Here is a 2,121-nt window from a genome sequence, read left to right on the forward strand (position 1 = left end):
CGGCCGGTAAGGTTGGTCTATGTCGAAATCTGTTCCACTCCTTCCATCGCCTTAAAGCGGGAAGCGGAGATAAAGAAATTATCCAGAGCACAGAAATTGCTGCTAATAAGAAACAGTACCGGCTGAACCGAGGAGCCAGAGGGTCACATCTTCAATAGTCAATTATTCCTTTCCCATTAAAAAGCTCCGAACTCCGAACTAAATTCCCTATCCCCCTTTTTTTCATTTTCCTGCGATTTCAATAAGTTTTCAAGCGAAAATTCAATATAGCTGGGGCTCAAGGATTCAATCACCACTTCCTACTCACGGAATTTTGCGCTATGCCCTTTGCTCTCTGCCCCCTGCTTTTTACTATGAACCATCAGCCATGAGCTTACAATAAAACTTGGTGTTGACGCTAAGTAAAAGCTTTGGTATTATAACTTTAATGAAATAGTCCTTATGGAGTATAAAAATGGATACGAACATTAAACAGATCAAGAAAAAAATAATCCCGATCCTAATAGCGATATAGATATCCTTGTTGAGATAGATGACCGTATTAGTCTTCTCGATTTTGTAAGGATTCAACACGAGCTTGAGGATGTGTTGGAGAAAAAAGTAGATCTTGGAGAATACGAGACAATCAAGCCAGCAGTGCGGGATCGCATTTTGGCTGAAGAAGTGCGCATTTTATGAAAAGGGATTTAAGGCTATATATCGAAGATATTTTAGAATGTATTTCTATCATTGAAGAGTACACACAAAATATTACTGAAGACAATTTCAATAACAATAGACTGTTGCAGGATGCGATTGTCAGGCGCCTTGAGATAATTGGTGAAGCAGTGAAGCATATCCCAAAAAGACTACGTGATAAATTTCCAGAAATACCCTGGAAGGACATAGCTGGGATGAGGGATATACTCATTCATGAATATTTCGGTGTGAATATAAAGAGGGCATGGAAGGTTGTCAAAAAAGATGTTCCCGCACTAAAAGAGAACATGTTGAGGATTCAAGATTATTTGCAGAATAATCCTACCTAATTAGGACTTTCGAAGAAAACACATAGAAACCCATTTGCGGATTTATCTATCTTGTTTCTTTCGTCTCTCTGGTGTGGAGCTGAGAGCTGATGGCGGAGGGCTGGGAGTGGAGAGCAAAAAGTAAAGGCAGTACACAAAGCGCGTCACGCGTAACGAGACTAAAAACATAGCTGGAGGAAACGGTGAGAATTGCCGATGATATAACAAAACTTGTAGGGAATACTCCTCTTGTGAGAATCAACAAGCTCACAAAAGGACTTGGTGCAGAGGTTCTTGTAAAGCTTGAATATTTTAACCCCTGCGGGAGTGTAAAGGACAGGATCGGGGTCAGCATGATTGAAGCTGCAGAGAAGGCTGGGACAATAGATAGAGATTCTATCCTTGTCGAGCCCACAAGCGGCAACACAGGTATTGCACTTGCATTTGTCTGTGCAGTAAAAGGATACAGGTTAATCCTTACGATGCCTGAAACTATGAGTATGGAGAGGCGCGGCATGTTGAAGGCATTCGGTGCCGAACTCGTTTTAACACCCGGTACACTCGGTATGAAAGGGGCTATAGAAAAAGCGGAAGAGCTGGTAAAGGAAAATCCAAAGACGATTATGTTACAGCAGTTTAAAAATCCTGCAAACCCTGAGGCCCATAGAAAAACCACAGCAGAAGAGATATGGAGGGATACTGATGGCCTCGTTGATGCCCTCGTTGCAGGCGTTGGAACAGGCGGCACGATTACAGGTGTGGGGGAAATAATAAAGAAGAAAAAACCCACATTCAAGGTAATAGCGGTAGAACCTGAAGCTTCACCTGTTCTCTCAGGAGGTTCACCCGGTCCCCATAAGATACAGGGCATCGGTGCTGGCTTTGTTCCTGAGGTATTAGACCGGCAGATTATAGACAGGGTCATCAAGGTCACAAACGACAGCGCCTTTGAAACTGCACGGAGGCTTACTAAGGAAGAAGGGATATTCTGTGGCATATCGTCAGGTGCAGCTATGTGGGCAGCCCTGAAGATTGCAAAGGAAGAGGAGTTTAAGGGAAAATTGATTGTGGTTATAATACCTGACCTTGGTGACAGGTATCTTTCGACAGAATT

3 protein-coding genes are annotated in these 2,121 nt (G+C 42.9%); all 3 read left to right on the plus strand.

Annotation, left to right across the window (positions count from 1 at the left end):
* A partial coding sequence (locus NTU69_10660; protein ID MCX5803971.1) for a GIY-YIG nuclease family protein occupies positions 1-126 on the plus strand: 126 nt, incomplete at its 5' end.
* 548 nt (positions 127-674) lie between these two features.
* The gene (locus tag NTU69_10665; protein MCX5803972.1) at positions 675-1,028 is read left to right on the plus strand and encodes a DUF86 domain-containing protein; all 354 of its coding nucleotides are present in this window, start codon (positions 675-677) and stop codon (positions 1,026-1,028) included.
* Between the two features lie 182 nt (positions 1,029-1,210).
* Positions 1,211-2,121: cysteine synthase A (cysK, locus tag NTU69_10670; GenBank protein ID MCX5803973.1), on the plus strand; the 911-nt coding region annotated here is incomplete at its 3' end.

Source organism: Pseudomonadota bacterium (genome assembly GCA_026388215.1).
In the GTDB taxonomy this organism is placed as follows: domain Bacteria; phylum Desulfobacterota; class Syntrophorhabdia; order Syntrophorhabdales; family Syntrophorhabdaceae; genus JAPLKF01.